Origin of the sequence: Actinosynnema sp. CA-299493 (assembly GCF_050946825.1) — a bacterium.
Classification (GTDB): domain Bacteria; phylum Actinomycetota; class Actinomycetes; order Mycobacteriales; family Pseudonocardiaceae; genus Actinosynnema.
The window spans coordinates 2,874,782-2,900,260 of the sequence record NZ_CP191993.1 but is presented as its reverse complement, the minus strand read 5'-3'; the positions used below and the strand labels follow the sequence as shown (position 1 = coordinate 2,900,260).

The following is a 25,479-nucleotide window of genomic DNA, read 5'->3' as shown; positions in this document are numbered from 1 at the left end:
GGACCGCCGCGGGATTCGACCACCCCGGTGGCCTCCTGTCGCACGTCTGGATGAATTACCGCAGGACCCGAGCCAGACCGTCACCCACAAAGGAGAATAGCGATCACCGACAGAGTGAATGAGAGCCGATGAATCACGCTTGATATACACCGAGTGAGCAGAGAGCCCCGTTCGGATGATCTCGAACGGGTGACCAGAATAATCGGGTTCATGGCGGGAAGGACGTCGTCCGAATGTGGCGTGGCGTGGACGGGACGCGCTCGGTCCCTGGCAAGGGCGGTCCGAGGTGAGCGGGGTCGGCTCGGCGACCACCCCGACCCCGGTGTCGAGGTGGCGGCACCAGCGACCCCGCGAGGTGTCGGGGTCGGACCTGCTGCGGCGGGTGAACGCGGTGGCGGTGCTGCTGGTCGCGGTGGACGTGACCGCGGTGGCCGCCGTGGCGGCCCGGTACTCGCCGGGCGCGCGGTGGACCGCGGTGGTGGCGGCGGCGCTGCTCGGCGTGCGGGCCGCGTGCCGGCTGTACCGCCGGCGGCTGTGGCTGTCCTGGTTCCACGACCTGCCGCGCTCGCTCGGCGCGACGGCCGTGGCGTTCGCCCTGGTCACGCTGGCCGGCATGGCCGGCGGCGCGTCGCCCGGCACCGCCCTCGCCACGCAGTGGGCGGTCCTGGCGTTCGCCGCGCTGAGCGAACCGGCGCGGCTGCTCGTGTTCGCCTTCGGCCGCTGGTGCCGGCGGAGGTTCGACCGCTGCGACCGCACGATCGTGGTGGGCGCCGGGAAGGTCGGGGTCGACCTCGTCGGCGCGATGCTGGCGCACCCGGAGTTCGGCCTGCGCCCGGTCGGCTTCGTCGACCCGGAACCCGCGCTCGACCGCGCCGCCCTGCCGGTCGGGCTGATGGACGAGGACCTGGCCGACGCGATCACCCGGTTGGGTGTCGGCACGGTCGTGCTGGCGTTCTCGCACGCCCGCGAGTCGTCGGTGGTCGACTCGGCCATCACCGCGCACCGGCTCGGCTGCACCACCCTGGTCGTGCCCCGGATGTTCGAGCTGCACCAGGACGGGCCGGACATCGAACGGCTGCGCAGCTACCCCCTGATGCGGCTGGGCACCGCGCCCACCAGCAGGCCGAGCTGGTGGGTCAAGCGCGCCATGGACGTGGTCCTGGCCGCCGTGGCGCTGGTCGTGCTCTCCCCCGTGATCGGGCTGTGCGCGCTGGCCGTGCTGCTGGAGAGCGGCCGGCCGGTGGTCTTCCGCCAGGTCCGGGTCGGGATGGACGATCAGCCATTCGTGCTCTACAAGCTGCGCAGCGTGAGGATGAACGGCGAAGACGATTCCCAAGTCACCTGGTCGGTGGTCGGAGATCGCCGGGTCGGACCAATCGGACGATTCCTGCGCAGCACTTCGCTGGACGAATTGCCCCAGTTGTGGAACATCATCAAGGGCGACATGTCCATCGTGGGACCGCGCCCGGAACGCCCCGGTTTCGTCCGGGAGTTCTCGGCCATCCACGAGCTATACTGGGCCCGCCACCGAGTTCCCACGGGGCTGACCGGGCTCGCGCAAGTGCACGGTCTGCGGGGTGACACCTCGATTGTCGACAGGTCCCGGTACGACAACTACTACATAGCCAACTGGTCGTTGTGGCTGGACGTGAAAATCCTGTTGCAGACGGTGGGTGAGCTGTTGTGCCGAAGGACCCGCTGAACCGACGACCCCACCGCCTCCTGGGCCTGCTGTGCGCCGCCGCGCTCCTGGCGCCGAGCGCGGCGTGCACGGTGGGCGCCGCCGCCGACAAACCGCCGCACGCCCCGCTCGGCCCCCTGCCCAAGGCGCTCGCGCCGTGCGGCTGGTGGTACGGCATCGGCGAGCCGCCGTCCAACCGCGACATCACGTTCGCCGCGCAGCACTACGGCCTCGTCGTGCTCAACGCCACCGAGACGATGTCGCTGCGCCGGCTCAAGCAGCTCAACCCGAAGATCAAGGTGCTGGTCTACAAGGACTTCTCCAGCGCGCGCAACTACCCCGGCGCGGTCGTGGGCGACGTGGACGCGCCGTTCCTGCCCACCGGGATCGGCTACTTCAAGGCCCAGCGCGAGAGCCCGCACTGGTTCGCGGTGGACACCAAGAACAACCGGATCGAGTGGAACTCCTACCCGAAGCACTGGCAGATGACCGTGTGGGACCCGGCCTACCAGAAGGCGTGGAGCGACGCCGTCACCGCCGAGGTGGTGCGCGAGGGCTGGGACGGCGTGCTGGCCGACAACGACTTCAGCTCCCTCAAGTACTACTCGTCGGCCGTGCTCAAGGGCACCGAGGACGCCGCCGAGTCCGACCGGGTGATCCGCGAGGGCATGGACACGTTCCTCACCACGGCCGGTGACGCCCTGCACAAGGCCGGGAAGATGCTGATCCCGAACGTGTCCGAATCCCACCTGACCGCAGGACGGTGGACGGCGCACTCGCGCTACGACGGCGCGATGGAGGAGAACTTCGGCCTGCGCGACACCGGCACCGGCGAACTGCTCACCTTCAAGGGCAACGAGTGGAAGGAACTCCGGTCGCAGGCCGCGCTGGGCGAGACGTGGCTCCTGCTGATCACCCACACCAAGGGGGCACGTGAGGAACGCGTCGGCTACGCCACCGCCGCCCTCCTGGCCAGCCCGCACACGTGCTGGTCCGGCGCCACCACCAAGGACTACCGCAACCCCGACTGGTCGCGCTACCAGGACGCCGCCCTGGGCGAAGCCACCGAAACCGCGAACCGCCTCCCCTCCGGCGTGTGGGACCGCCGCTTCACCGGCGGCTACGTAGCGGTGAACCCGACCGGCAAAGCCGCGAAGATCACCCCACCACCGGGCCTGGTCAACATCGACGGCGGCGCCAAGGCCCCGGCCACCATCGAGATCGCCGCCGGCGACGCCATCGTCCTCATCACCCCCACCGGCACCACCACCATCGACACCGCCACCACGACGACCACCACCCCCACTACCACCAGCACCACCACCAATCCCATGACCACCGAACCAACCACCGCTACCACCACCCCAACCACCACCAACCCCATGACCACCGAACCAACCACCGCCACCACCACCGACCCAACAACAACAACAACAACAACAACCGACCCAACAACCCCGACCTCATAACCGACTCAGCCCATGACGTCCGTGGCACCTGTGGCCCCCGTAGCACCCGCGATACCCGCAATGCCCGTGATCTGTCGGTAGAGGTCGAGGTGGCGGCGCGCGCACACGTCCGGCGCGAACCGCGCCCGCGCCCGCTCAGCGAGCTCCAACCCGATCCGACCCGGATGGGGTTCCTCGAACAACGCGCGCAACCGCGCGGCCAACCCGTCGACGTCCCCCGGCGCAGCCAGTGCCGCACCCCGCCCGAGCATGTCGGCCACCCCACCGGTGTCCGTCGCCACCACCGGCTTGCCCGCCGCCATCGCCTCCGCCACCACCAACGGCTGCTGCTCCAACGCGGACGGCAGCACGAGCGCGTCGTGGTGCCGCAGCAGGTCGGGCACGTCGGTCCGGAACCCCAGGAACTCCACCCTCCCACCCAACGCGCGCGCCAACGCCTCCGCCTTCGCCCGCTCCGGCCCGTCACCCACCACCGTCAACGTGGCGTCCGCCGGCATCACCCCGGGCAACGCCAGCGCCGTCAACAACGTGGCCAACCCCTTGCGCTCCACCAACAACCCGACGAACACCAACCGCCGCACCACCCCCACCGGCGGCTGGACGTGCGCGGGCTCGACGCAGTTGTCGATGTGCGCCAACCTCGCCCCCGGCACCCTCAACCGCCCGCTCAAGAACCTCCCCATGGCCTGCGCCGGCACCACCGTCCGATGCACCGCCCTCGCCACCACGGCATCCGCCGCCAACACCGCCCGCGTGTACGCGGAAGGCCCCGCCGCCCCCCGCAACCCTCGGAACCACTCCTCACCCACGTCATCCGGCACACCGTGGTACGTCTGCACCACCTTGTGCCCGAACCGCAACCCCGCACTCACCAACCCCGCCCGCCGGTCCTGCGCGTGCACCACATCCGGCCGCCACTCCCGCACCACCGCCCGCGCCCGCCGCCCAGCCCGGACATCCGCCTTGTCCCCCACCTCGACCACCTCTTGATGCCCGCTCAACACCTCCGCCCCCCGCCGGGGCACGGGCCCGAACACCCTCACCTCCGCCTCCCCCGACGCCATCACCGCCCGCGCCAACCGAACGGTCACGTCCACCGGCCCCCCACTGTCCTGCGTCAACACGTACGCCACCCTCAACCGCCCGCTCACTTCCCACTCCCCAATCCACAACGGACCCGCAACATCCCCACCGAGGCCCGATTTGACATGGGTTCGGGTGCTTTAGGCTGGACGAAGCCGGCAGGCTTGGCGGGACGCTCTTCTCCGCCGGGCCTGCCGGCTTTGGCCTGCCTGGAGTGCCCGTAAGGGCCCCATGTCACATCGAGCCGGACTCGATTTCTCCTACCGATCACCCTCACTTCGCTCCCACCAACAACTTGTCCACCAACATCGCCACCTGATCCACCACCTGCCGCCGATCGAACAACAACTCCACCCTGCGCCGCCCGTGCGCACCTTCCAGGTCCGCCGCCGAAGGATCGGCCAGCCGCACCGCCACCGCCTCCGCCAACCCCGCCACGTCACCGGCCGCCAACACCGCCCCCGCCTCCCCGACGCTCTGCCGCACCCCGCTCACGTCGAACGCCACCACGGACCGCCCGCACGCCATCGCCTCCAACGGCACCAACGCCATCCCCTCCGCTCTCGACGGCATCACCACCACGTCCGCGGCGGCGTAGAAATCGGCGACCGCGTCGTCGTGCCCCCACCACCACACGGACTCGTCGTCGCACGCCGCCCGCCACTTCTCCCCCATCGGGCCGTCCCCGACCAGCACCAGCCGCGCGCCCGGCACCTGCGCCCGCACCGCCGGCCACGCCGCGAGCAGCTGGTCCTGCCCCTTGTACGTCACCAACCTCCCCACGCACACCGCCGTCGGCACGTCCGGCAACCCCAGCCGTCGCCGTGCCCTCACCCGGTCCCCCGGCCGGAACCGGTCGAGGTCGACGCCGTTGCACACGACCTCCGCCTCCCCTCGCACCCCGATCGCACGGCCGGCGGCCAGCTCGTCGTCACTGACGCACACCAACTGGTGCGTCCACCTCGCCCCGACCCGCTCCCAGACCTTCGCCGCCCGCGCCACCACCCCACCCGTCGTCTGGAACGACCACATGTGCGGCTGGAACAACGTCGGACGACGTCCGCGCACCACCAGCCGCCCGACCAACCCCGCCTTGGAGCTGTGCAGGTGCACGACATCCGCCTCCAGCCCGCGCAACACCCGCCGCAGCCGTGCCACCTCCCCCACCGTCCTGATCCCCGGCTGCCGACGAGCCCGCCACACCCGCACCTCCACGCCCAGCGCACGCGCCCGATCGGCCAGCGGTCCCGGCGGGGACACGACGGTCACCGACCACCCGAGGTCTCGTTGCGCACGGGCCAGTTCCAGCACCACCGCGGCCACCCCCGCTGTCACGGGCTGGCTCACGTGCACGACCCTCACCGACGCACCACCTCCGGGTTCGCCACCAGCACGACCACCACGCACACCACCGCCAACACGACCCCTTCGCCCAACGCGGCCACCACGGATGCGGGTGGTCCGAACACGTCACCGATCCCGGACGCGACCACCGCGCAGCACGCCGCCGCCGCGACCACCCCGCCGACTCCGCGCGCCAGCGACGTCAACGACGGGCCGATCCCCCGCCGCGCCAACGCCCACCACGTGCACGGCACCACCAGCCACGCCGCCACGACCTGCACCAGCGCGACCGCCACCACCCCGTGCCGGGTGAACACCGCCAGCCCGCCCACCAGCAGCACGAGGTGGCTCACCTCCAGCGCCAGGTAACGACGGGCGTGGCCGGCGGCCTTGAGCACCTGGTACCACAGGTGCAGCAGGCTGATCCCCAAGCCGTAGAGGCACAACAGGGCCAGTGGCAGGGCCGCCTCCGCCCAGCGCGCCCCGAACACCACCACCCGGTCGGCCAGCGCCGCCGTCACCGCGTACAGGCCGCCGGTCACCACCAGCACGGCCGAGGTGAACCGCTCGACCACACCGGACAGCTCGGCACCCTCGCGGATCAGCTTCGCGCACAAGGGCAGCACCACCCCGCCCAGCACCACCGCGACCAGGATGTACGGCACCCAGGCGATCCGGTACGCCAACGAGTACACGCCGACCGCCTCCGGTCCGTGCGCCCGTGCGATCGCCAGGTAGTCCACGTTGATCAGCAGCACGGCCACCACCGCGCCCGGTCCGACCACCGCGATCCACCGCGACGCCTCGCCCGCCGCGCCCGCGTCCCACACCGGCCGCACCCGCACGCCGACCACCACCCCCAGCACGGGCTGCGCCACCGCCGTGCACAGCAACCCGACGACCAGCGCGTACGGCCCGGCGCCGAGCACCGCCAGCACGACCGTCACCGCCGCGCCGAGCACCGCGCCGCCCGCGTCCGGCAGCAGCCGGCGGCGGAAGTCCAGGTCCCGGTGCAGCAGCCCCATCTGCACGCCGGCCACCGCCGAGAACGGCAGGCTCGCCGCCGCCAGCCGGACCAGCGGCGCGACCGACGGCGCGTCCAACGCGTGCGCGATCGGGTCGGCCGCGAGCACCAGGGCCACCGCCAGCACCACCCCCGTGCCCGCGCTGAGCACCAGCAACGTGCCCGCCACCCGGCGCGGGTCGCGGTCGGTCCGGCTGACCACGTCGTAGACGCCCATCGACTGGACGACCTGGCCGATGTTGACCAGCGCGACGGCCAGCGCCACCAGCCCCAGCCCTTCCTCGGTGAGGAACGCCGCCAGGACCAGCGTGACGGCCATCTGGCTGCCCTTGCCGACCAGGTTGACCAGGAACAACCACAGCGCTCCCACCCCCGCGCTCACACCCGCACCCGACCCTGTCCCCGCACCCGACTCGGACCCAGACCCAGACCCGCCCCCAACCCCGGCGTCACGCCCGGACCGTGCCCACTGCCGAACACCGGCGCGTACCCGCGAACACCGCCGCCAACCCCCACGCCACCACCACGGCCACCCCGTCGACCGTCACGTCCACCCGCGCCCCCGCCACCGCCCGGATCGCCTGGCTCACGAAGTGCAGGTGCGCGAACGGAACCAGCAGCAGCACCACCGACAGCCCGAGCCGCCAGTCCCGCTCACACCGGCCCCGCCACCACACGACACCCACCGCCACCAACGACGGCACGGCGATCAGCACGTCACCCGGCTGGTGCACCACGGCCGCCACCACCGCGAGGCACGTGAGCAGGTCCGCCGCCGCGGGCTGGCCCATCCGGTCCAGCCGCCGCACCAGCACCGCGGTCACCACCAGCACGGCCAGCAGCACGAACGGTTCCGCGCCTCCCGGCAGCCAGCCCGTGACCCGGTAGAACACCGCCGCGAGGTCGACCCGCTGCGCCGTCATCGAGTCCACCGCGCCGTACGCCGTCTCGCTCGCGTGGGCCAGGTTCGCCGCGATCACGTCCAGGAACGGGCCGACACCACCGCCGCGCGCCACCAACGGCACCACCACGACCAGGCTCGCCACCGCCGCGACCGCCGTCCCGGTCAGCGCCACCCGCCGCGACCCGCGCACGAACAGCAGCACCGCCAGCGGCAGGCCGAACTGCGGCTTGAGCCACGCCAGCGCCAACGCGACCGCCGCCCACCTGGGCGCGTCCCGCCGGGCCAGCAACGCCCCCGCCGCGCCGAGCGCGATCAGCGGGTTCACCTGGCCGACGTACAGCTGCGCCTTGCCCACCTGGCTGAGCACGAGCAGGGTCGCGATCACCGCCGTGCCCAGCGCCGGCGGCACGTGCGGGCGCATCCGGCCGGCCGCCAGCACCGCCAGGGCGATCAGCAGCACCAACGACGCCACCGCGAACGCCACCGCGCCGACCCGGTACCCCGGCAGCGCGAACGGCGCGTGCAGCAGCAGGTGGTAGGGCTGGTAGAGGTTGAAGCTCTGCCGCACCGGCCAGTGCTCCAGCATCGTCGCCGGGTGGTACGGGTTGCCGCCCGCCAGGAACTCCCGGATCGGGAAGTACAGCGCGTCCCGGAAGTCCTGCACCCGTTCCTCGGACAGGGTGGCCGACGTCGGGAGCGGAACCTGCCACGACGGCCGCAACGCACGCCACGACGCCACCGCGCCGACCAGCGCCACCAACGCGGTGACCACCCACACCTTGTCCTTCACCGCAACGGCCTTCACCGCCACTCTCCTCAACACAACGGCCTTCACCGCGACGCTCTTCGCCGCAACGGTCTTCAGCACGTCACCACCGCCACCACCGTCGCCGTCGCCGGCAACGCGCCCACCACGGTCGCCAACTCCTCCTGCGACCCCCCGCGCGGGACGACCGCGATCACCGCGTCACCGTCGGCGGGCTCCCCGGTCTTCTCCGGCAGCTCACCGGCCAGAGCCTCGGCACGTTCGGCCAGCTCCGGCACCACCGCCACGACGCGCGCGGGCCGGGCGGACGCCTCGCACAGCAGCGCCAGCCGCTGTGCCAGCCCGGGATCGTCACCGGGCAGCACGGCCACCGGTCGCCGCACGCCACCGGCGGTGAGCGCGGCGCGCACCTGGTCACGGGGCCGGGTCCGGCGCAGGTGGCCGACGGCGTGCGCGGCCAGGCCCGCCAGCACGCCCGCGATCAGCGCCAGGCCGTAGGCCAGCGGCCGGTCCGGCGCGACCTGGGTGGTCTCCGGCCGGTCGAGCAGCCGCAGCCGGGCGGAGGGCGCGAACAGGTCGGCCTCCACCACGGTCCGCGCGATCCTGGTCGCGGCCTGCGCGGCCCGGTCGGCGGTCTCGGCGCGCACGGACAACCGGGCCAGGCCGGAGGCGGGCACCAGTTCCACGGACACCCGGCGGGCCAGGTCGTCGATCGTGGTGCCCAGCTCCTCGGCCGGGACCCGCAGCACGGACGGGCTGCGCGACACCTCGACCAGCGCGGGCAGCGACAGGGCGACGACCTCGCCGAAGCTCGCCTCGGGCGGCTGGTCGGGATCGCCGACGGCGGGCACCGCGAGCACCCCGACGCGGCTCTCGTACTCCTTGCCCGCCACCTCGACCGCGACCACCACGGCGGTCGCGACCAGCAGCGCGATCCCGAGGCTGAGCGCCAGCGGGCGTTTCAGGACCTCCGGGACGCGCGGCTCCCCCAGCGCGGCCCGGACCCGCGACACGCTCAGCTCCATCATGACCCTCCGATCGCGGTGCGCAGCAGTTCGTCGTAGGACCGCATCAGCAGACGCGGGTCGTGCTCACGCCGCACGGACGCGAGGCCCGCCTCGGCCAGTTCCTCCCGGGCCCGGCGGTCGAACAGCAGCGACCGCAACGCCTCGGCCGTCGCGCCGGGGTCGCGGCGCGGCACCACCAGGCCACCGCCACCGGCCAGCGCCTGCCGCACGCCGTCCACGTCGGTCGCCACCACGGGGCGTCCGGCGGCCAGCGACTCCAGCACCGCGATCGGCATGCCCTCCCAGTCGCTGGTGAGCACGGTGACGTCGGCGGCGGCCAGCAGGTCGGGCACGTCGCAGCGGTTGCCGAGGAACCGCACCCGGTCCGCGATGCCCAGCTCGGCGGCGCGCACGCGCAGCACGTCCCGGAGGCTGCCGTCGCCCGCCAGCCACAGCACCGCGCCGCCGTCCACCTCCGCCCACGCCTCCAGCAGCACGTCGTGCCGCTTCTGCGGTTCGAGCCGGGCCGGGCACAGCGCGACCGGCGCGTCCGGCGCGACGCCGTGCACCGCGCGGACCGCGTTCCGGTCCACCCGTTCGCGTTGCGGGAACACCGCGTTCGGGATCACCACCGGGTCGGGCACGCCGGCCGCCCGCAGCCGGTCGGCCGTGGCGTCGGCGACCGCGACGACGGTGTGCGAGGTGCGCTTGAGGATGCGGGCCGCGCCGGTGTAGTCGGTCTCCGCGACGCCGTGGAACACCGTCAGCAGCGGCAGCCTGCCCGGCAGCACGGCCAGGCGCGCGACGAGGCTGGCCGAGACGTTGTGCGCCAGCACCACCTCCGGCCGGAAGCTGCGGATCGCGGCCTTGGTGGCCGTGGTCGCGCGCAGCACGCCGGCCGCCCGGCGCCGGGCCACGGGCACGGTGAACGTCGGCACGCCGCACGCGCGCAACGCCTCGGCCCGGTGCCCGCCGCCGCTGGCCACCGCCGACTGCCAGCCGAACTGGTTGCCGGACCTGGCCATCCCGGCGACGAGCGCTTCGGCGCCGCCGGTACCCATCTCACTGATCACGTGGAGCACACGCAACGTCGCTCGCTCTCCTCAGCCGCAGGTCGGCCGCGGCCACCACCGCGACCAGCGACCACAACGGCAGGTAGTACTGCTGGGACAGGAAGGTGGAGGCGACCACGACCGCGATCAGGGACGCCTGGACGGCGACGATCGGCAGCGGGTCGTCGGTGGTGCGGCGCACGCGTTCGCCGGTGACCGCGGTGAGCACGAGGAGCGCGGCGAACAGCGCGAAGCCGGGCACGCCGAGTTCGGCGGCGACCTCCAGGTACATGTTGTGCGCCACCGGGGTCTGCTCGTCGATCTCGGCGTTGTTCGAGGCGGCCGGGTAGCCCTCGCGGAACCCGCCCGGCCCCACGCCGAGGGCCGGGTGCTCGGCGACCATGCGCGCGGCGGCCTGCCAGCGCAGTTCGCGGGTGTCCACGTTGGTCCCGGCGACGTGGACCTTCTCCCGCACCGCCCGGTCCAGCTCCGGTCCGGCGAACAGGACGGCGGCCACCCCGAGCACGGCCAGCGCCGCCACGCCGCCCGCCAACGCCTTGAGCGGCACCGCGCGACGGGCCAGCAGCCACGCCACGGCGACGGTGAGGGCCAGCGCGCCGCCCCGGGAGAACGTCGCCGCCGCGCCGGCGGCCAGCACGACGGCCGCCACGGCGGTCGGCACGCGGTGGCGCAGCGCGACCACCAGCGGCAGGGCGGCGACCAGGAAGTAGGCCAGGTCGTTCGGGTCCTCCAACGGCCCGGCGGCCCGCGCCTGCCCTTCCGCGACCATGCCCAGCAACGCGCCGACCGCCGCCACCACCGCTCCCGCCGCGGTCGCGACGAGCACCGCCCTCAGCGGCACCTCACGGGAGACGACGTCGATCAGCACCACCGTGACCAGCAGGAACGGCAACCACCGCAAGGCGTACCCGGTCGCGAACGGCCCGCCCGCGTGCACCGCCCACGACGCCAGCAGCACGACGGCGAGCGCCGCGAGGACCACGTGCGTTGGGTGCGGCTCGGGCGCGCGACGTTGCCGCACCCTCAGGACGGCCCAGACGAGCACGAGCAGCGCGGACGGCACCTTGGCCAGGTGGCCGTGCACTTGGAGGAGGTATCCCTCCAACGGCGCGGCGAACACCGTCGCGCACGCCAGCACCCGCACCAACCACCCCGCCCCCGACCACCCTGCCGCTCCCGACACCACCCGGCCTGCCCCCACCCGCTCCGCCATCCCCGACGCCACCCGGCCGGCCACCCTCGACGCCACCCGCGCCGCCACCCCGCCCATCACCGCCGGCACCACCCAGCCCGCCACCCCCATCGCCACCCGGCCGGCCACCCCCGACGCCACCCCCGACACCACCCGACCCGCCACCCCCGGCGTCACCCGCCACACCGCGTCAGCAGCCCGGTGTCGTGCTCGCGCAGGCCCGCGTCCAGCCGGTCGACGTGGGCGCCGGTGCCGATCACCTCGAAGTGGTGCTCGCGCAGCGCCCCGAGCACCCACCCGAGGAACTCGACCTTCCGCGCGCCGGGCACCGCCATCCCGGGGAAGAACTCCATGCCGGGCGCCTCGGCCGCGCCGAGCACGTCCGTGGGGTGCAGCAGCAGCGACGGCTGAACGCCACGTGCCCGACACAATCGCAGCGCTGCGGTGAAGTACGCACGAGCCACCCGAGGTGAGAGCTGGTGCAGTTGCAGCAGGTAGGAACCGTGGATCGGGACGCGCAGCAGCGGCATCGTGGTGACCGGCAGCTCGACCAGTCCCGTGCCGACGCGCCAGCGGTAGGCGCGGTTCGGCGCGCGGACGCGGGAGAAGCCGCCGAACAGGTCGCGTTCGCCACCGGTCGGCGCGGTGCGGTTGTGGTAGGCGCGGGCGAGCGGGCCGATCCAGGTGGGCAACGTGCTGGCGTCGTAGCGGTAACCGCGTTCGGCGAGCAGTTCCAGCAGGTCGCGGGTGACGCTGTAGCCGGGGCCGCGGAACCCGGTCGGCCGCGGCGCGCCCGCCGCCACGATGGCCTCCTCGGTGCGGGCGAGCTCGGTTTCGAGCCGGTCGCGGGTGTAGCGGTGCAGCCAGGGCTCGTGGCCGTAGGAGTGGTTGCCGATCTCGTGCCCGGCGGCGGTGATGTCGGCGACGGCCCGCGCGCCGTCCTCGCGCTCGGCGTCCGCGCCGACGACGAAGACGGTCGTGGTGAGGCCGTTCGCGCCGAAGACCTCCAGCAGCCGCGGCACGGCGGTGGGCAGGAAGCTGGGACGGCGTTCCCACTCGGCGTCGCCGTGGGTCTTGAGGTAGGCCCAGAGGTTGTCGAGGTCGAGGGACACGCTGGCGGTGTTCACCCGGCCACCTCCGCCGGCGACGTGGTGAAGCGGTCGGCGTACCCGAGCAGGAGCACCCCGGACACGACGAACGCGACGCCCAGCGCCACCCACCACTCGCGGCCGGGCGTGATCGCGTCGCCGAGGGCGGCGATGCCGATGACCGAGGTGAGCACGACGGTGGTGGCGTCCATGGTGGCGACGGTCGAGGTGGCCGAGCCGCGGCGCAGGGCCAGCGCCAGGTAGGACTGGCCCACGAGCGCGGCGATGATCATCAGCCACGCCAGCGGGTACAGCGGGATGGTGGGGAACGGCTCGTCGGCCAGCGTGCGGCTGGTCATGGCGACCACCGCGAACGCCACGCCGGCGGACGCGGCCAGCGGCACGACGCCGCCGATCCGGCGCTGCGCCAGGACGAGCGCGACCAGGGGCAGTCCGAACAGGACCAAACCGGCGCCCTGCGGCACGTCGCGCGCGGGCGACGGCGTGGCCGCCGCGACGAGCAGCACCAACCCGGCCGCCATCACGACCAGCACCACGACCTCGATCACGCGGACCCGCCAGCCGAGCACCGCGATGCCGAACAGCGTGGCGAGGCCGACCGCGCACGACGAGCCGGCCTGGACGAGGTAGAGCGGCAGTTGGGCGCGGGCCAGGAACGCCAGCGCGAACCCGCCCACCTGTCCCGCGAAGCCGAGCAGGTAGAGCCGGTCGCGGGCGAGCCTGGCGAGCAGCCCGAGCCCGCCGCCGCCACCGTCGTCGGCGCGCCGGGAGGCGATCGACTGGGCGACGATGCCCAGCGCGTACAGCACCGCGGACGCGGCGAGTTCGAGGTAACCGGTCACGCGACCCTTCCCATCGAGATAACGGCCCGTGGAGACAGCCGCCGCGCGCAAGCGGTCGGTGTGATCCCGATATCGGAAGGGGAGCGTAGAACCCGAAAGACCTCGACTCGTTCGAGCGATAGGTGACTACACGATCGAGTTAACCCCCCGACTACACAACGATTTCCGCGTGCGCCGAGCGGCCGTCACCCGGCGTCCGCCTCGTGGCACGGGCGGCCGTCACCCGGCGTCGGTGATCCCGAGGCCGATCCTGCTGAGCTGTTCCTCGGTCAACGGCAGCGTCTCGCGTCCAGCGCCGGTGCGGTCGACCGAGCCGTCCTCGTCGCGGACCACGAAGTCCGGGCTGCCGTAGTTCTTCACGGTGATCGCGTAGGTCGCGCCGGTCGTCGTGTAGACGCGCAGCACCCGGGCCACCGACTGGAACGGCTCGCTCACCCGGATCGGGTAGGACTGGAGCACCGCGCCGTCCGAGCGGACCAGTCGTCGCGGCGGGAGGCAGTTGCCCTCCGCGAACGCCTCGTCGTCGGCCGCCGCGACCGGGTCGACGGTGGTGCGGCCGACCTTCAGGTCGACGCTGCCGGTTCCCCGCTCGTCGGTGATGTCGAGCCACTGGACGTGCCCTTCCACCGAGTCGGGGCGCTTCGCCTCGTCGGCCGGGGTGACGCGGGTGTTCGGCTCGTCGACCCGCGCCGGCGACGCGACCCGCGCGACGGCGAGCCTCCACGCGTCCAGCACGGACGCGGGCGGGCGTGGCGAGGTCCACGTGACGAACTTGCCGCCCGGGCCCGTGTCGCACTGCGGCACCCGCAGGATCTCGCGGCCGGCGGGCGGAGGCGCGGTCCACGCGGGGGTGAACGTGCCGTACGGGACGCGCGGCGGCTGGTCCACGGTCGTCCACTCCGGACCGGCGGTCGCCGGGGCCGTCGTCACCACGGGCCCGTCGCTCCCGGGTCGCGCGTCCGGCGGCGCGGCGAGGTCGCCCAGCGCGGCCGTGCCGAAGCCGATCACGCCGACGACCGCCAGCACGCCCGCCGACGCCCCGGCGCGGCGGACCAGCAGCCGGCGACGGCCCCGCCGGAGCACGTCCGCCAGGTCCGTGCGCGCGGCGGGCGCCGGCCCGTCCACCTCGGACTTCAGCCGACCGCTCAACTCGTGCTCGTCCTCCCACATCACGTACTCCCCGTCACGCGGTCTCTGGGGGTGGACGCGCCGCGATAAGCCTCGCGGAGCGTCTGCAAGCCCCGGGCGGTCTGGCTCTTCACCGTGCCGGTCGAGCACCGCAGCACCTCCGCCGCCTGCTCGATCGACAGGTCGTGCACGTACCGCAGCACGAGCACGGCCCGCTGCCGCGGCGGCACGTGCCGCAACGCGGCCAGCAGCGGCTGGCGCTCGTCGCTGGAGGTGTCCGCCTCGACGGTCGACTCCGGTGGCGAGGCCACGGCCTGCTCCCGTCCCCTGCCCCGGCGTCGGGAATCGAGGAACAGCCTGGTTACGATGGTCCTCAAGTACGCTTCCGCGCTCTCCCGCCGCACCTTGGGCCAGTGGGCGTAGAGGCGGACGAAAGCGTTCTGCGCGATCTCCTCCGCCTCCAGCCAGTCGCCGCACAGCGCGTAGGCCGTGCGGCGGGCCTGGTCGAACCGGCTCGCGAAGAACCGGGAGAACTCCTCGTCGCGCCCCACCCGTCGCCCTCCCCCGATGTCCTGCGGTCACCACGAGTACGCACTCGTGCCCCGGCGGGTTGCACCGGCGCGCGAGTTGCCGGATCGGCAACTTTGTTTGCCGGTTGGCCGCAGGTGTCCGCACTATCGGGGCATGGACGCAACTGAGGAGTACTGGGAGACGTTCTACCGCGACCGCGACCAGGTGTGGACCGGCAAGGCCAACGAGCTGCTGGTGCGCGAGGTCGCCCACCTGGACCCGGGCACCGCGCTCGACCTGGGCTGCGGCGAGGGCGGCGACGCCTTGTGGCTCGCCGAGCAGGGCTGGCGGGTGACCGCCGTCGACGTGTCCGCCGTGGCCCTGGCCAGGGGTGCGGCGCGGGCGACCGGGCTGGGGCTGGCCGCGCGCGTCGACTGGCAGCGGCACGACCTGGCGCGCTCGTTCCCGTCCGGGGTGTTCGACCTGGTCTCGGCGCAGTTCCTGCACTCGTCGGTGGCCGTGGAGGGTGAGCGGGAGGGCATCCTGGCGCGGGCGGCCGAGGCGGTGGCGCCCGGCGGGCGGCTGCTGGTGGTGGGCCACGCCGGCTGGCCGACGTGGCTGGCGGACAACCCGCCGGTGGACTACCGGTTCCCGACCAACGCCGACGTGCTGGGCTCGCTGCGCCTCGGCCCCGAGTGGGTGGTGGAGGTGGACGAGTCGGTCGAGCGGGAGATGATCAGTCCGGAGCACGAGCACGGCACGCGCACGGACGTCGTGCTGCGCTTGAAGCGCGGCTGAGCGTTCACGGACGGGCGACCGCGGACGGACAAGCGACGACGTCAGGCCACGGCGTCAGGCCACGGCGTCAGGCGACGACGTCAGGCAACGGCGTCGCGCTCGTCCTCCGTCGACGCGGGCAGTCCCAGTCGGGCCGGCGTGTCCTCGTCGAAGTCGTCCAGGAAGTCGTGCAGGGCGTCGGCGAGGTGGTCCAGCGAGGGCATCGCGTACAGCACCGGCTGGTACCCGGCCGCGGCGTAGGGAGTGGTCAGGACCCGTTCGACGGCCCACGGCCTGATCTCGGCGCGGTGCAGCCGCCCCAGCTCGCCGTAGGAGGACAGCAGCGCCGCGCCGTACGCCTTGACCCGCCCCCGCTCGAACGCGACGCCGTACTCCAGGGTGAACCAGTACACGCGGCTGATCAGGGCCAGGGCGTCCTCGCCGGACACCCGGTCGGCCGCCGCGCCGACCAGCCGGTAGAGGTCGGCGAACCACGGCGAGGACAGGTGCGTGCCGTGGCCGTGCACGTCGTGCAGGACGTCGGGCTCGGGCGTGTAGAGGGGCATCGCCGGGTGCCGCACGTACTGCACGGCGTGGAAGTACCCGCGTGCCATGGCGCCCAGGAACCGCTTGTCCGGCACGAGCCCGCCGGCGAGGGTGAAGCGGAACCCGGTCAGCTCGTGGAGGCGGTCGCCGACCTCGGCGTGCTGCGGCACGTGGTCGGCGGGGATGGGCGCGGCGTCCCGGGCGCGCAGCACGGCCCGGCACACCGTGCCCTCCTGGACCGCCGTCAACGCGGCGTGCGCCTGCCGCCAGGTCTCGTGCTCCCGCTCGGTGTAGGTGACCGGCGGTGAGGGCTCGCCCACTTCGTGGCCCTCGGCCCGCGCCACGATCGCGTCACGGCGCCTGAGGTAGGCGGGGTCGCTCAGGCCGGGGTGCGACGGGGCGGCTCCCAGCGTCCCGTCCGGGGCCACCGGCGTCCGTGCCGGCACGTCGACGGTGTCGCTCGTCATGCACCCAGGCGTACCCAGGTCGTCCGCCGGCACTCGGCCGACGGACATCGCTCACCCCGTCAGGTGACATCGGGGTCCGCTGGGGGACGGAGCGCTACAGCCGGGCGAGCAACTCGGTCAGGGCCTGGCCCAAGGGCAGGTCGACGCGCACGGTCGCGTGGACGTCGCCCCTGGTCTCGCCCTTGTTGACGATGAGGACCGGCTTGCCGGCGGTGGCGGCGCGCCGGACGAACCGCAGGCCGGACATGACGGTCAGCGACGAGCCGAGCACGAGCAGCGCGTCGGCCTCGTCCACCAGGCGGTAGCACCGCTCGACGCGCGGGCGCGGCACGTTCTCGCCGAAGAACACCACGTCCGGCTTCAGCACGCCGTCCTCGCAGCCGGCGCAGCCGACCAGCCGGAACGAGCGCACCTCGTGCTCGGCCAGGTCCACGTCGCCGTCCGGGTTGATCCGGGTGGCGGTGACCTCGAACGCGGGGTTGGCGGCGCGGAACCGGCGGTCGAGGTCCTCCCGGGCGCTGACCGCCCGGCAGTCCAGGCACACCACGCGGTCGAGGCCGCCGTGCAGCTCGACCACGTCGGGCGTGCCGGCGGCCTGGTGCAGGCCGTCGACGTTCTGCGTGATCACGCCGGACAGGTGGCCGCGGGCGTGCAGCTCGGCCACGGCGTGGTGGCCGGTGTTGGGCGCGGCGCGGGCGATGGTCCGCCAGCCGAGGTGGCTGCGCGCCCAGTACCGGCGCCTGCCCTCGACGCTGCCGACGAACTCGTCGTAGGTCATCGGGGTGTGCTTGCGCAGGCTGCCCGCCGCGCCCCGGTAGTCCGGGATCCCGGACTCGGTGGACAACCCCGCACCGCTGAGCACCACCACCCGCCCGTCCGCGACGACCCGCACGACCTCGTCCAGGCTGGTGGTGCGCGGCAGCGGCGCGCCGGTCGGCGTCCAGCTCAACGTCGGCCGTGTGCGCATGGCCTCCACTTTACGTGCGGTCGGGAGCCGGGCCCGTGGACTCGCGGACCACCAGTTGCGGTGGGCGGACGTCGGTCGACGGGTCCTCGACCTCGTCGAGGGACGCGAGCAGCACGCGAGCCGCCGCGCGGCCCAGGCCGAGCAGGTCCTGGCGCACGGTGGTGAGCTGGGGGTAGACCAGCTCGCCGAGGGGCAGGTCGTCGTGGCCGACCACGGACAGCTCGCCGGGCACGTCGACGCCGAGCCGGCGGGCCGCGCTCATCCCGGCCACGGCCATGGAGTCGTTGGCGAACAGCACGGCGGTGGGACGGTGGCGGTCTCCGAGGAGCCTGCCGACGGCCTCGACCGCGCCGGCGGCGGTGAAGTCGGACACGATCGAGTGGCTCGGTGCGAGGTCGTGCGCGGCCAGCGCGTCCTCGAACACGCGTCGCCGGTAGAGCGTGTGGACCCGGTCCTCGGGGCCGGACACGTAGGCGACGCGCCGGTGCCCGTGCCCGACGAGGTGCTCGACGGCCGCGCGGACGCCGCTGTCCAACCCGGTCGCCTGCACGGACGGCACCGGGTCGGCGCGCCACGGCGTGCCGATCAGCACGGTGTTCACGCCGAGGGTCCGCAGCAGCTCGAACCGGGTGTCGCCGAGCCGGCTCTCGGTGAGCACGACGCCGTCGACCCGGCGTTCGTCGGCCAGCCTGCGGTAGGCGGCCTCCTCCGCGCTCGGCTCCTCGCCGACGATGTGCAGCAGCAGTCCATACCCGAGCGGGGACAGCTCGGCCTCGATGCCGGAGATCAGCAGGGTGAAGTGCGGGTCGGCGCTGAGCAGGTCCGGCGAGCGCTTGGCGACCATGCCGATCGCGCGCGTCTTCGCCGAGCGCAGGGCCACGGCGGCGGCGGACGGCGTCCACCGGAGCTTGCTCGCGGCGGTCAGGACGCGCGCGCGGGTGGGCGCGGAGATGCCCGCCTTGCCGTTGACGACCTTCGACACGGCCGCCACCGACACACCGGCGAGAGCGGCGACGTCGGCGATCGTCGGCTTGCGGCTTGCCACCCGGTGAACGTTACACCACTCAAGACCACCACCTCGACATATGTCAGGTTAAACGATATACCTGTTGCCATGCAGCGCAATTCCGCCAAGCTCGCCGGCCCCGACATCTGGGTGGGGGTCAACTACTGGTCGCGGACCGGTGGCCCGTTGATGTGGCGCGACTACGACCCGTCGGTGGTGGACGGGGAACTGCGGGTGATGCGCGAGCACGGGATCGGCCTGACCCGCAGCTTCTTCCACTGGCCGGACTTCATGCCGACCGAGGACTCGCTGGACGGCGAGCTGCTGGCCCGCTACGACGACTTCCTCGACCGGCACCGCGCGCTGGGGATGCGGACGATCCCGACCTTCGTCGTCGGGCACATGTCGGGTCAGAACTGGGACCCGCCGTGGCGCGGCGGGCGGGACGTCTTCGCCGACGAGTCGTTCCTCGACCGGCAGCGCTGGTACGTCCGCGAGCTCACCGGCCGGTGGCGGGACCACCCGGCGGTGGCGGGGTGGCTGCTGAGCAACGAGATCCCGATCTACGCCGACTGGCGGTCGCGGGGCATCGGCACGCTGGACGCGGACGCGGTGACGGCGTGGGCGGCGGCGTTGATCGGCGAGATCCGCGCGGCGGGCGCGACGCAGCCGGTGTCGGTCGGCGACGGCGCGTGGGGCGTGGAGGTCACCGGGCTGGACAACGGTTTCCGGGTGCGCGACCTGGCGCCGCTGATCGACTTCCACGGGCCGCACGTGTACCGGATGGACGACGACCAGCTGCGGCTGCACCTCGGCGCGGCGTTCGTCTGCGAGCTGCTCGACATCGGCGGCAAGCCCGTGGTGCTGGAGGAGTTCGGCGTGACGTCGGACTACGCGTCGGAGGAGAACGCCGCCCACTACTACCGGCAGGTCCTGCACACGACGTTGCTGGCGGGCGCGACCGGCTGGATACCGTGGAACAACACCGACTACGACGACCTCGCCGACCAGGACCCCTACCGGCACCACCCGTTCGAGATGCACTTCGGGCTGACGGACGCCGAGGGACGGCCGAAGGCGCAGCTGCGGGAGGTGCACGCGTTCACCGAAGTGCTGCGGCGCACGGATTTCGCGCGGTTGCGGCGGCCGGACACCTCGATCGCACTGCTGGTGTCGTCGTTCCTGGAGGCGCGGTACCCGTTCACGCAGCCCGAGGACGCGACGAGCGTGGTGAACAACTCGCGGCAGGCGTACATCGCGGCCCGGGAGGCGGACCTGCCGGTGGGTGTCGTGCGTGAGCTGGACGGCGTGCCGGACGACTGCGCGTTGTACCTCGTGCCGTCCGTCAAGCAGCTCACCGCGCCGACGTGGCGGACGTTGGTGGAGCGCGCCGCGGCGGGCGCGGTGGTGTACGCGTCGTACTTCGTCGGCGAGCACCGGACGCAGCGCGGACCGTGGTGGCCCAGGTTGGACGAGACGTTCGGCGTGGTGAAGCAGCTGCGGTACGGGTTGGTCGACCCGATCGAGGACGACTCGCTGCGGATGGTGTTCCAGCGGGACTTCGGTGGCATCGGCGCGGGCGAGGAGCTGGTGTTCCGGGTCGGCGGCACGGCCGAGTCGCGCGCGTTCCTGCCGGTGGCGCCGGACGGTGCGGAGGTGCTCGCGGTGGACGGGCACGGGCGGCCCGCGCTGCTGCGGCACCGGGTCGGCGACGGGTGGGTGGTGCTGTGCACTTACCCGTTGGAGCACATGGCCGCGATGACGCCCAGGGTGAACCCGGAGCCGACGTGGCGGCTCTACGCGGCGCTGGCCGCTTTCGCCGGCGTGCCGCCGACCGTGCGGGTGGACGACCCGCTGGTGCTGACCGGGCTGATGGAGCACTCCGCCGACGGGCGGGTGTTCGCGTGGTTCGTCAGCCAGCACGCTTCGCCGGTCGTGGTGCGACCGGTGCTCGACGGGCGGTTGGTGACGTTGGACGGCTCGCCGTCGGACGCGGTGGAGCTGGGTGCTTTCGGCGTGCTGGTGACGGAGGTTCGATCGTGAGGATCGCGGCGGTGGAGGTCGTGGTGACCTGTCCGGGACGGAACTTCGTCACGCTGAGGATCACCACCGAGGACGGGATCACCGGTCTGGGCGACGCCACGCTGAACGGGCGTGAGCTGGCGGTGGAGGCGTACCTGCGGGAGCACGTCGTGCCGCTGCTGGTCGGGCGGGACGCGTCGGCCATCGAGGACACGTGGCAGTACCTGTACCGGGGCGCGTACTGGCGGCGCGGTCCGGTGACGATGGCCGCGATCGCCGCCGTCGACACGGCCCTGTGGGACATCAAGGCGCGTGCGGCGGGGATGCCGCTGTACCAGCTGCTCGGCGGGGCGTGCCGGGTCGGCGCGCTGGCGTACGGGCACGCGTCGGGGCGTGACCTGCCGGAGCTGTTCGACTCGATCCGGCTGCACCTGGAGCTGGGGTTCCGGGCGATCCGGGTGCAGACCGGGATCCCCGGGCTGGCGACGGTGTACGGGGTGGCGGCGTCGGCGGCCGGCGGCGGCGACCGGTACGACTACGAGCCGGCGCGGCCGACGGCGTTGCCGGTGGAGGAGAGCTGGGACACGCGGGCCTACCTGCGGCACGTGCCCTCGGTGTTCGAGGCGGTGCGGTCGGAGTTCGGCCCGGAGTTGCCGTTGCTGCACGACGGCCACCACCGGATGACCCCGATCGAGGCGGCCCGGCTGGGGAAGGCGTTGGAGCCGTACGACCTGTTCTGGTTGGAGGACGCGACGCCCGGTGAGGACCAGGCGGCGTTGCGGCTGATCCGGCAGCACACCACCACGCCGCTGGCGATCGGCGAGGTGTTCAACTCGATCCACGACTACACGACGTTGCTGAGCGAGCGGTTGATCGACTACGTCCGTTCGGCGGTCACCCACACGGGCGGGGTGACCGCGTTGAAGAAGGTGCTGGACTTCGCCGCCGTGTACGGGGTCAAGTCCGGGATGCACGGACCGACGGACATCTCACCGGTCGGCATGGCCGCCGCGCTGCACCTGGACCTGGCCGTGCACAACTTCGGCATCCAGGAGTACATGCGGCACTCGGCGGAGACGCTGGAGGTGTTCCGGACGTCCGCCACGTTCACGGACGGCCTGCTGCACCCGTCCGACGCTCCGGGGCTGGGTGTGGAGCTGGACGTGGACGCCGCCGGCCGCTTCCCCTACCGCCCCGCGTACCTACCGGTGAACCGCCTGGCGGACGGGACCCTGCACGACTGGTGAGCGACCCGTGCGGAGGTCGCGCACTTCCTCTCGGTGCCGCTCGACGGTTCTTCCGCACGAGCTGATGGACGGCGGCCAGGGGGTCAGAGTCGGAACACGGCCCGCACCACGGCGGCGTCGAAGGCGCGGCTGCCGGACTGGACCGGCATGGTGTCCGGTGGGCGGGGGCCGATCAGGGTCGTCGCTTCGGCGGGCAGGCCGGCCCACTGGTCGGCCACGGCGACCTCCAGCGGTGCGCCGGGGTCCAGTTCGCAGGTGATGTCGCGAGCGGACGGGCCGTACAGCTCCAGGGTCGGGCCGGGGAGGTCGGTGGAGCCGAGGCGGCAGGCCCGCCGGCCGGGGTCGGACAGCGTCACGTGGGTCCGCCACGCCCGCGCGTTCGGCGTGACGCGGAACGTCACCGTCCGCACGGCGGCATCGGTGGAGGCGATCAGGGCGACGGTGGGTGCGGGCAAACCCAGGTCGGGCGCGGCGGCGCGCATCATCGGCTTGTCCAGCGCCGGGTACGGCAGCGTCACCCGTTCCGGGTCCTCCCCCAGCACCCGCGAGGTCCACTCGTCGGGCGAGGGGTCGGCGGAGAGCCAGCTCGCGCCGTCCGTGTCCTGCAAGTAGACCAGCGAGTCGGGGCGCGGCTCGTCCGGTGCGAAACCGAACCGCGCGGTTCCCACCGCGATCAGCGCCACGGCGACCGCCGTCACGCCGAGCGCCGGCCACCACGAGCCCGACGTCAGCAACGGCATGAGCAGCACACCGGCCAGCACCGCGAACACCACGGCCACCGAGCTCAACGGCATGCCCAGCGCCACCATCATCGTGCCGACCAACGGCGGGAAGATCGCCGCCGCGACCAGCGGCGGGAGGAAGGCCAGCCGGGTCGTCCACAACGCGGGCAGCCCGAGCAGCAACGTCCACTGGAACAGGAAGCCCGCCCCCGGCACCGCCACCGTGGTGGCCACCAGCAGCACGGCCGTCACCACCAGCACCCCGGCGACGACCTCGGCCGACGACCACCGCCGCACCACCCGCGCCGCCGCGAGCAGCACCGCCAGCCCGAGCACGCAGAACCCGGCGACGAACCAGCCCCGCTCGTGCGGCTCCGACAACGCCAGGAACCCCAGCCCCGGCCGCACCGCCGCCACCAGCGCCCACGCCCCGAACGACAACGCACCCGCCACGACCACCGCGCCGACCGCGACCCCGGCCACCGCGACCACGCCCCGCCACCGCAGCCGTCCCCGCCGGGAACCCGCGACCAGCGCCAACGCCAGCGCGACCACCGTCACCGCGGCCAGCGCCACCGCGAGCCACGTCGGGTAGTGCACCAGCACCCGGGAGAACAGGTCGAAGTACACCGCGTCACCGCCACCACCGCCGGACCGCAGGTCGCGGTCACCCAGCGCCCGCACCAGTCCCACCATCGTCTCGCCGTGGTGCTGCAAGCTCCCCCGGTCCAGCCGCGCCAGGTCGTCGTAAGGCGAGTGGTAATCGCGCACGTGCTCGATGAACGCGCTGTTCAACCCCCGTGCGCCCGCGTCGGCGAACACGGTGAAGTCGCTGTAGTTCGGCATCCGCCGGTAGACCTCGTAGGCGAACGAGTTCGCGATCGGCCTGCTGCTCGCCTCGCCGAACGCCGACACGAGCGGCGCGTTGTCCTCACCCGTCTGGAACATCCACACCGGGCCGCCGCTGCCCCGCGCCTCCCAGTTCAGCACCGCGCCGACGCCGCCGACCCCGTTGCGCCGCACGTACGCGTCCGCGCCGAGCGCCCCGGCCTCCTCACCGTCGGTGAACAGGAACACCACGTCGTTGCGCACCCCGCCGGTGGTCAACGCGCGCAACGTCTCCAGCATCGCCGCGACCGCCGCGCCGTCGTCGGCCGCGCCCGGACCGGTCGGCACCGAGTCGTAGTGCGCGACCAGCAGCAACGCCTTGCCGCCGCTCACCGACGGCTCCGTGCCGCGCACGCGCGCGACGACGTTGTGCGTGGTGGCCACCCGGACGCCGCGCCACGGCCGGACGATGTCGTCGGACTCCACCGCGACGTCCGCGCCCAGGCCGCGCGCGGTGTCGACGATGTAGTTCCGGACGCGCTCGTTGTCCGCCGAACCGATCGGGTGCGGCCGTTGCGCGATGGCTGCCAGGTGCCGCTCGGCGCGCCCGGCGGCGAACTCGGACGGCGGCGCGTCCGCCACGGGCGAGGGCGGCCGGAACCCCAGCACCGCCAGGACACCCACGCCGGTGATCACGACGAGCAGGACCAACACCCGACGGGCGCCTTCGACCATCCGGAGACCCTAGCCCGGCGGAAACCCGATCGACAGGAGTCGGAACGCCGCGCACCATGTCCGCCGTGGACGCCCTTCCCGCCGGTCACACCGTCCGGCCGCCGCGCGCGGACGACGCCGAGCTGATCCTCGGCCTGGTGCACGCCTGCACCACGGCGGTCATCGGGTTCGCCGACTACACCCTCGAAGAGATGCGGGACGAGCTGGCCCGGCCGGGCTTCGACCTGGAGCGCGACGCGTGGTTGGTGCTCGACGGGGCGGGCGCGCCGGTCGGGTACGCGACCGCGAACGACAAGAGCGGCAGCGACGAGGTGGACGTCGAGGTGGTGTCCCAGGACCCGGTGCTGGTGGACTGGCTGTTCACCAAGGTGCTGGACCGCGCCCGTGGGATCGGGCGTGCCGGCGGGCACGACCAGGTGACCGTCGACCACGGCGTCTACCGGGACGACGTGGCGCTGCGGGCGCGGGTGGCCGCGCTGGGGTTCGAGGTCGCGACCACGTTCCACCGGATGCGGATCGACCACGTCGGCGACGTGCCGCCACCCGCGCCCGTGCCCGGTCTGGTGCTGCGGCAGGCCGTGGACGAGGACCTGCGGCGGGTCGCGCACGAGGTGTGGAACGCGTCGTTCGCCGGGCACTTCGGGTTCGTGCCGAAGACCTACGGGGAGTGGCACGAGCGGCAGGAGCGCAAGTCGACCTTCGACTGGTCGGGTCTGTGGCTGGCGGAGCTGGACGGGCGGCCGGCCGGGTTCCTGGAGCGCACCGACCAGTTCGCCGACGAGAACCGCGGTTACGTCGCCCACCTGGGTGTGCCGGCCGAGGCCCGGGGCCGCGGGGTGGCGAAGCACTTGCTGGGGCACGCCTTCCACCTGGACGCGTCCGACGGGCGTGCGGGCACGGTCCTGCACGTCGACTCGAACAACCCGACGCCCGCGCTCGGCCTCTACGAGTCGGCGGGGATGCGGCCGGTGCTGGTGATCGACGTGTGGCGCGGCCGGTTGGGGTGACCGGCCCTCGGCGCGGCGGACAG

The 25,479-nt window shown here is 73.3% G+C and carries 21 protein-coding genes; 6 read left to right on the top strand and 15 right to left on the bottom strand.

The genetic code is table 11. From position 1 onward, the window contains the following. Positions 1–286: 286 nt before the first annotated feature. Positions 287–1,702 (top strand): sugar transferase, encoded by a 1,416-nt coding sequence (locus tag ACQPYE_RS13675; protein ID WP_498721500.1) that lies wholly within the window; start codon positions 287–289, stop codon positions 1,700–1,702. Beyond that, positions 1,684–3,150 carry a putative glycoside hydrolase family 15 protein gene (locus ACQPYE_RS13670; protein ID WP_498721498.1) on the top strand — a complete coding sequence of 489 codons (1,467 nt, stop codon included), beginning with the start codon at positions 1,684–1,686 and terminating at the stop codon, positions 3,148–3,150. Before ACQPYE_RS13675 ends, ACQPYE_RS13670 begins: the two co-directional genes overlap by 19 nt. A 5-nt stretch (positions 3,151–3,155) precedes the next feature. On the opposite strand, the gene ACQPYE_RS13665 is transcribed toward ACQPYE_RS13670, so the two are convergent. From ACQPYE_RS13665 to ACQPYE_RS13615, 11 genes are all read right to left on the bottom strand, one after another. Beyond that, positions 3,156–4,247 (bottom strand): glycosyltransferase family 4 protein, encoded by a 1,092-nt coding sequence (locus ACQPYE_RS13665; protein ID WP_498721497.1) that lies wholly within the window; start codon positions 4,245–4,247, stop codon positions 3,156–3,158. 259 nt (positions 4,248–4,506) lie between these two features. After that, positions 4,507–5,595 (bottom strand): glycosyltransferase, encoded by a 1,089-nt coding sequence (locus tag ACQPYE_RS13660; protein WP_498721496.1) that lies wholly within the window; start codon positions 5,593–5,595, stop codon positions 4,507–4,509. Beyond that, a complete protein-coding gene (locus ACQPYE_RS13655) occupies positions 5,592–6,983 on the bottom strand; it encodes an oligosaccharide flippase family protein (protein ID WP_498721495.1) in 1,392 nt (463 codons plus the stop codon). Before ACQPYE_RS13655 ends, ACQPYE_RS13660 begins: the two co-directional genes overlap by 4 nt. Positions 6,984–7,050: 67 nt before the next feature. Then, positions 7,051–8,373 (bottom strand): glycosyltransferase 87 family protein, encoded by a 1,323-nt coding sequence (locus ACQPYE_RS13650; RefSeq protein ID WP_498721493.1) that lies wholly within the window; start codon positions 8,371–8,373, stop codon positions 7,051–7,053. Then, positions 8,367–9,284: a YveK family protein gene (locus tag ACQPYE_RS13645; RefSeq protein WP_498721492.1), complete on the bottom strand. Its 918-nt coding sequence runs from the start codon at positions 9,282–9,284 to the stop codon at positions 8,367–8,369. Before ACQPYE_RS13645 ends, ACQPYE_RS13650 begins: the two co-directional genes overlap by 7 nt. Positions 9,285–9,295: 11 nt before the next feature. Further along, positions 9,296–10,339 (bottom strand): glycosyltransferase family 4 protein, encoded by a 1,044-nt coding sequence (locus tag ACQPYE_RS13640; RefSeq protein ID WP_498721491.1) that lies wholly within the window; start codon positions 10,337–10,339, stop codon positions 9,296–9,298. A 1-nt stretch (position 10,340) separates the two neighbouring features. After that, positions 10,341–11,720 carry an O-antigen ligase family protein gene (locus ACQPYE_RS13635; RefSeq protein WP_498721490.1) on the bottom strand — a complete coding sequence of 460 codons (1,380 nt, stop codon included), beginning with the start codon at positions 11,718–11,720 and terminating at the stop codon, positions 10,341–10,343. After that, positions 11,717–12,670, bottom strand: coding sequence for a polysaccharide deacetylase family protein (locus ACQPYE_RS13630; RefSeq protein ID WP_498721489.1), 954 nt, complete (start codon positions 12,668–12,670; stop codon positions 11,717–11,719). The genes ACQPYE_RS13635 and ACQPYE_RS13630 overlap by 4 nt, the downstream gene beginning before the upstream one ends. Beyond that, on the bottom strand, positions 12,667–13,494 hold the full coding sequence (locus tag ACQPYE_RS13625; protein ID WP_498721488.1) for a DMT family protein: 828 nt from the start codon (positions 13,492–13,494) through the stop codon (positions 12,667–12,669). The genes ACQPYE_RS13630 and ACQPYE_RS13625 overlap by 4 nt, the downstream gene beginning before the upstream one ends. A 219-nt stretch (positions 13,495–13,713) precedes the next feature. Further along, positions 13,714–14,664, bottom strand: a complete 951-nt coding sequence (locus ACQPYE_RS13620; protein ID WP_498721487.1) for a hypothetical protein — start codon at positions 14,662–14,664, stop codon at positions 13,714–13,716. Next, positions 14,664–15,173 (bottom strand): SigE family RNA polymerase sigma factor, encoded by a 510-nt coding sequence (locus ACQPYE_RS13615; RefSeq protein WP_498721486.1) that lies wholly within the window; start codon positions 15,171–15,173, stop codon positions 14,664–14,666. The genes ACQPYE_RS13620 and ACQPYE_RS13615 overlap by 1 nt, the downstream gene beginning before the upstream one ends. A gap of 133 nt (positions 15,174–15,306) precedes the next feature. Here ACQPYE_RS13615 and ACQPYE_RS13610 point away from each other — a divergent pair, with 133 nt between their 5' ends. Continuing rightward, positions 15,307–15,930: an SAM-dependent methyltransferase gene (locus tag ACQPYE_RS13610; RefSeq protein WP_498721484.1), complete on the top strand. Its 624-nt coding sequence runs from the start codon at positions 15,307–15,309 to the stop codon at positions 15,928–15,930. An 80-nt stretch (positions 15,931–16,010) separates the two neighbouring features. On the opposite strand, the gene ACQPYE_RS13605 is transcribed toward ACQPYE_RS13610, so the two are convergent. The 3 genes from ACQPYE_RS13605 to ACQPYE_RS13595 all read right to left on the bottom strand — a co-directional run bounded on the left by ACQPYE_RS13605 (position 16,011) and on the right by ACQPYE_RS13595 (position 18,934). Next, positions 16,011–16,922: a phenylalanine 4-monooxygenase gene (locus tag ACQPYE_RS13605; protein WP_498721483.1), complete on the bottom strand. Its 912-nt coding sequence runs from the start codon at positions 16,920–16,922 to the stop codon at positions 16,011–16,013. A gap of 94 nt (positions 16,923–17,016) precedes the next feature. Next, positions 17,017–17,889, bottom strand: coding sequence for an NAD-dependent protein deacetylase (locus ACQPYE_RS13600; RefSeq protein ID WP_498721482.1), 873 nt, complete (start codon positions 17,887–17,889; stop codon positions 17,017–17,019). A gap of 10 nt (positions 17,890–17,899) precedes the next feature. Further along, positions 17,900–18,934: a LacI family DNA-binding transcriptional regulator gene (locus ACQPYE_RS13595; RefSeq protein ID WP_498721481.1), complete on the bottom strand. Its 1,035-nt coding sequence runs from the start codon at positions 18,932–18,934 to the stop codon at positions 17,900–17,902. Between the two features lie 69 nt (positions 18,935–19,003). On the opposite strand from ACQPYE_RS13595, the gene ACQPYE_RS13590 reads away from it, so the two are divergent. Together ACQPYE_RS13590 and manD are read left to right on the top strand one after the other, a co-directional pair. Beyond that, positions 19,004–20,938 carry a cellulase family glycosylhydrolase gene (locus ACQPYE_RS13590; protein ID WP_498721479.1) on the top strand — a complete coding sequence of 645 codons (1,935 nt, stop codon included), beginning with the start codon at positions 19,004–19,006 and terminating at the stop codon, positions 20,936–20,938. Next, positions 20,935–22,164, top strand: a complete 1,230-nt coding sequence (manD, locus tag ACQPYE_RS13585; RefSeq protein WP_498721478.1) for a D-mannonate dehydratase ManD — start codon at positions 20,935–20,937, stop codon at positions 22,162–22,164. The genes ACQPYE_RS13590 and manD overlap by 4 nt, the downstream gene beginning before the upstream one ends. 83 nt (positions 22,165–22,247) lie before the next feature. On the opposite strand, the gene ACQPYE_RS13580 is transcribed toward manD, so the two are convergent. After that, positions 22,248–24,449: a M20/M25/M40 family metallo-hydrolase gene (locus ACQPYE_RS13580; RefSeq protein ID WP_498721477.1), complete on the bottom strand. Its 2,202-nt coding sequence runs from the start codon at positions 24,447–24,449 to the stop codon at positions 22,248–22,250. Positions 24,450–24,514: 65 nt separating this feature from the next. On the opposite strand from ACQPYE_RS13580, the gene ACQPYE_RS13575 reads away from it, so the two are divergent. Next, positions 24,515–25,456 carry a GNAT family N-acetyltransferase gene (locus tag ACQPYE_RS13575; protein WP_498721476.1) on the top strand — a complete coding sequence of 314 codons (942 nt, stop codon included), beginning with the start codon at positions 24,515–24,517 and terminating at the stop codon, positions 25,454–25,456. Positions 25,457–25,479 lie beyond the last annotated feature (23 nt).

What these genes read in the sequence shown, in the direction of transcription:
- ACQPYE_RS13580 (WP_498721477.1), bottom strand. Translation starts at nt 24,449, where the DNA reads ATGGTCGAAGGCGCCCGTCGGGTGTTGGTCCTGCTCGTCGTGATCACC.
- ACQPYE_RS13640 (WP_498721491.1), bottom strand. Translation starts at nt 10,339, where the DNA reads ATGGGTACCGGCGGCGCCGAAGCGCTCGTCGCCGGGATGGCCAGGTCC.
- ACQPYE_RS13590 (WP_498721479.1), top strand. Translation starts at nt 19,004, where the DNA reads ATGCAGCGCAATTCCGCCAAGCTCGCCGGCCCCGACATCTGGGTGGGG.
- ACQPYE_RS13600 (WP_498721482.1), bottom strand. Translation starts at nt 17,889, where the DNA reads ATGCGCACACGGCCGACGTTGAGCTGGACGCCGACCGGCGCGCCGCTG.
- ACQPYE_RS13620 (WP_498721487.1), bottom strand. Translation starts at nt 14,664, where the DNA reads ATGTGGGAGGACGAGCACGAGTTGAGCGGTCGGCTGAAGTCCGAGGTG.
- ACQPYE_RS13610 (WP_498721484.1), top strand. Translation starts at nt 15,307, where the DNA reads ATGGACGCAACTGAGGAGTACTGGGAGACGTTCTACCGCGACCGCGAC.
- ACQPYE_RS13605 (WP_498721483.1), bottom strand. Translation starts at nt 16,922, where the DNA reads ATGACGAGCGACACCGTCGACGTGCCGGCACGGACGCCGGTGGCCCCG.